The organism is Streptomyces katrae, assembly GCF_000966975.1.
Taxonomy (GTDB): domain Bacteria; phylum Actinomycetota; class Actinomycetes; order Streptomycetales; family Streptomycetaceae; genus Streptomyces; species Streptomyces katrae.
Window position 1 is genome coordinate 1 of record NZ_JZWV01001149.1, and the last position, 3,980, is coordinate 3,980.

The window sequence follows — 3,980 nt, forward strand, 5'->3', positions numbered from 1 at the left end:
GGGCGGGGGAGGGCCGGGGGGAAGGGCCGGGGCACGGCGCGCCGCGCGGTGCCCCGGCCGGCCGGTCAGTGGAAGAGCATGGAGGCGCCCCCGGCCGCCGTGGTGACGGAGGCCGGGCACAGGAAGCTGCCCGAGGCCTTGGTGGCGGTGAAGGCGCGGTTCACGTACTTGCGGGTGGTCCCGTCGCGGTCCCACACGATGTTCGTGGCCTTGTAGCGGCAGGAGACGAAGCTCTGGCTCCCGGTGATGTCGATCAGGTCCGTGCGGGCGGTGGCGGTCGCGTCGTCGAACGTGAAGGCCGGATTGTTGTTGAGGGAAGCGGTGATCCCGCCGTCGCAGGCGAGGTTGCCGCCGGGCTTGTTGATGCTGGTGCGGTCGACGGTGAGGGCGGTGGGGGGATTGGCGCTGGTGCGGGCGTTGGTCCAGGTACAGGTGTTGCCCGAGACCACGATGACGCCGTCCACCTTCTGGTCGGCCGTGGGGCCGAGGGCGGCGGCGCTCGTGACACTGCCCACGGTGGCCGCGAGGGCCAGGGCCGCTATGGCGAGTTTCGCGTGGTGCATGATGTCGCTCCTCCGTGACACGTCCTTGTGGGGGTGTGGTGCGAGGGCGGTACCGAGTGCGCAGGGAGCGTGCCACAGGGGTCTTGAGAAGTCATGAGTGATGTCATGCGCGCGTCAAGCATGGCCGGAATGCGACGGAGCTCGACGGGCCGATCGGCCGCCGGCTCACCGGGCGGCCGCCCGACGGCGACACGCGGTGTACGACGATCGGCGCGTGCTCCATCCCTCCACCCTGGATCCGCCCCGGGGAGGCCGCATCCGGACGGGATCCGGACGGGAGTCGGTCGGGGAGTCGGTCGGGGAGTCGGACGGGGAGTCGGACGGGATCCGGCCGTCCGGGCGTCCGTGCGGAAGGCCGTCCGGGCGGGTTCCCGGGCGCGGGCGTACCCCCGCCTACTCCCTGGGGAGTACGCCGGGGACGCTACGCAGGGGTGACGCGGGTGAAGGCGGGGCCGGTCTAGCGTGAACCCATGGAAACGCGGAGCGTACGCCCGGGACCCCCGTGGCGGCAGTGGGTGGAGCGGGCCGGGCGGGGCCCGGCCTGGCGGTCGGCGCTGCTCATCGCCCTCCTCGCCCAGGCCGGCTCCGGATGGGCGGCCGGGGCGCACACGGGTCGCGTCCCGCTGGACGCCTTCGCCCGGATCCTGCTCCTCCTCGGCCCCGCACTGCTGGTGGTGCGGCACCGGTACCCGGTCGCCGTCGCGTACGGGGTCGGCGTCGTCACCCTGGTGTACCTCGGGGCCGGTTTCCCCTACGGCCCCGTTTTCGCCGCCATGGCAGTGGCCTGCTTCGCTGCCGTCGTCGCCGGGCACCGCGCGGCCGCCTGGGGCGCGGCCGGCCTGCTCTGGGCCGGACACCTGCTCCTCGCCCACTGGCTCTACCGGTGGCTGCCGCCCCCGGCGGACGGGCCGCCGTCCTGGGGGCAGGAGCTGGGCGTCACCGCCTGGGCGCTCGTCATGCTCGCCTTCTTCGAGCTGGTCCGGCTCCGCCGCGAGCAGTGGGCGCGCGAGCGGGCCGAGCGGGCGGCCGCGGCCGCCCGCCGGGCCGACGAGGAGCGGCTGCGGATGGCCCGCGAGCTGCATGACGTACTCGCCCACAGCATCTCGGTGATCAACGTCCAGGCCGGCGTCGGCCTGACCCTGCTCGACACCGACCCCGAGCAGGCCCGTACGGCCCTGACCACCATCAAGGCGGCCGGCAGGGAAGCACTGGGCGAGGTCCGCCAGGTCCTGGACGCCCTCCGCGCCCCCGGCGCCGCCCCGAGGGCCCCGGCTCCGGGCCTCGACCGCCTCCCCGAGCTGGTCGAGCAGGCCGCCGCCACCGGGCTCACCGTCGACACCGAGTCCGCCGGACCGGCCCGGACCCTGCCGCCCGGCGCGGACCTCGCCGCCTTCCGCATCCTCCAGGAGGCACTGACCAACGTCGTACGGCACTCCGGGTCGCGTACCGCCCGCATCCGCATCGGCTGGCGGCCCGACACCCTCGAACTGCGGGTCGACGACGACGGCCCGCCGACCGGCAGCCCCGCCGGGGGCAGCGGAAACGGCCTCGCCGGGATGCGGGAGCGGGCCGCCGCCCTCGGCGGAACCATCGAGGCCGGCCCCCGCCCCGACGGCGGCTTCCGCATACGGGCCACCCTCCCGCTGGCCCCCGGCCCCGACCGGGAGGCCCCGTGATCCGCGTCCTGCTCGCCGACGACCAGCTGCTCGTCAGGGCGGGCTTCCGGGCCCTGCTCGACGCCCAGGCCGACATCGAGGTGACCGGCGAGGCGGCCGACGGGCGGCAGGCCGTCCGGCTGGCCCGGGAGCTGCGCCCGGACGTGGTCCTGATGGACATCCGCATGCCGGACCTCGACGGGCTCGCCGCCACCCGCGCCATCACCGCCGACGGAGCCCTCGGCGAGGTCCGGGTGGTCATGCTGACCACCTTCGAGCTCGACGAGTACGTCTTCGAGGCGATCCGCGCCGGCGCCTCCGGCTTCCTCGTCAAGGACACCGAGCCCGAGGAACTCCTGCGCGCGGTGCGGGCGGTGGTCGCCGGGGACGCGCTGCTCTCCCCGGGCGTCACCCGCCGCCTGATCGCCGAGTTCGCCGCCCGTTCCCGCGAACCGGCCTCCGCCGGGGGGCTGGAGCGGCTCACCGACCGTGAGCGGGAGGTCATGGCCCTGGTGGGCATGGGCCTGTCCAACGAGGAGATCGCCCGCCGCCTGGTCGTCAGCCCGCTCACCGCCAAGACGCACGTCAGCCGCACGATGGTGAAGCTCGGCGCCCGTGACCGGGCCCAGCTGGTGGTGCTGGCCTACGAGTCCGGCCTGGTCCGCCCGGGCTGGCTCGGCTGACCGTACTCCGGCGGAAGTACCCGAGGTGCAGCCGGCCGTACGACGCCCCGAACCCCCCGCCGGGACCAGTCTCGGAACAAGACGAGACACCGGCCCCCGAGGAGCTGACCGCCATGAACACCCTCACCCCCCTCACCACCCTGGCCTACGACGGGCCCGGCCCGTGGATCCTGTTCACACCGCTGATCTGGGCGGCGGTGGTGGTCACGGTGGTCACCGTGCTGCGCCGCACCGCCTGGCGCGGCCGCCGCCGCGCGCCGTGGCGGGAGGCCCCCGGGGCGACCCACGCCGGGCACTCGCCGATCGCGGTCCTGGGCCGCCGCTTCGCCTCCGGCGAGATCGACGGGCCGCCGCTTAGCCTCCGGCGAGATCGACGAGGACGAGTACTGGCGCCGCCTCTCCGTCCTGGACGAACAGTTCGGCCGCCCCCTCAAGGACGGCCCGGCCTGACCCGACCCCCGCCCTGCCCGCCCGCCACGGCGGCCCCCGCGCCCCGGCACCGCGCCCGGGCCGGGGCCGCGTGGCAGGCTGGAGCCATGTGCGGCCGCTACGTCTCCACCCGCAGCCTCTTCGCTGCCGCCCCGCCCGCCCCCGGCCTGGTCCTCCCGCCGAGCTGGAACGTCGCCCCCACCGACCCGGTGTGGGCCGTACTGGAGCGCGCCGACCGGGAGAGCGGGCTCCTGGAGCGGCAGTTGCGGCCCCTGCGCTGGGGGCTGGTGCCGTCCTGGTCCAAGAGCCCGGACGGCGGCGCCCGGATGATCAACGCCCGGGTCGAGACGGTGGGGGAGAAGCCCGCCTACCGCCGCGCCTTCGCCAAACGCCGCTGCCTGCTGCCCGCCGACGGCTTCTACGAGTGGGAGAGCGTCCCGGCCACGGCCGGTGCGAAGGCCTACAAGCAGCCGTACTTCATCAGCCCGCAGGACGGCTCGGTGATGGCGATGGCGGGCCTCTACGAGTTCTGGCGCGACCCCTCCGTCCCCGACCCGGACGACCCGGCCGCCTGGTGGTCGACGTGCACCGTCATCACCACCGAGGCCACCGACGCCGCCGGCCGCGTCCACCCCCGCATGCCGCTGGCC

4 protein-coding genes and 1 pseudogene are annotated in these 3,980 nt (G+C 75.3%); 4 read left to right on the forward strand and 1 reads right to left on the reverse strand.

Features of this window, described 5'->3' with window-relative positions; all coding sequences use genetic code 11:
* Positions 1–65 precede the first annotated feature (65 nt).
* Positions 66–563, reverse strand: coding sequence for a hypothetical protein (locus VR44_RS33965; protein WP_045951491.1), 498 nt, complete (start codon positions 561–563; stop codon positions 66–68).
* Positions 564–1,033: 470 nt separating this feature from the next.
* Between VR44_RS33965 and VR44_RS33970 the strand changes: the two genes are divergently transcribed.
* The 4 genes and pseudogenes from VR44_RS33970 to VR44_RS33980 all read left to right on the forward strand — a co-directional run.
* Positions 1,034–2,239, forward strand: coding sequence for a sensor histidine kinase (locus tag VR44_RS33970; protein WP_045951492.1), 1,206 nt, complete (start codon positions 1,034–1,036; stop codon positions 2,237–2,239).
* Positions 2,236–2,901 carry a response regulator gene (locus tag VR44_RS33975; protein WP_045951493.1) on the forward strand — a complete coding sequence of 222 codons (666 nt, stop codon included), beginning with the start codon at positions 2,236–2,238 and terminating at the stop codon, positions 2,899–2,901. The genes VR44_RS33970 and VR44_RS33975 overlap by 4 nt, the downstream gene beginning before the upstream one ends.
* Positions 2,902–3,014: 113 nt before the next feature.
* Positions 3,015–3,351, forward strand: a pseudogene (locus VR44_RS43255) (SHOCT domain-containing protein).
* 86 nt (positions 3,352–3,437) lie between these two features.
* Positions 3,438–3,980, forward strand: a 543-nt coding sequence (locus VR44_RS33980; RefSeq protein ID WP_045951494.1) for an SOS response-associated peptidase, incomplete at its 3' end; no start/stop codon positions are given.

Bases quoted from the DNA above. Each gene is read 5' to 3' on its own strand.
- VR44_RS33965 (WP_045951491.1), bottom strand. From the start codon at position 563: ATGCACCACGCGAAACTCGCCATAGCGGCCCTGGCCCTCGCGGCCACC.
- VR44_RS33970 (WP_045951492.1), top strand. From the start codon at position 1,034: ATGGAAACGCGGAGCGTACGCCCGGGACCCCCGTGGCGGCAGTGGGTG.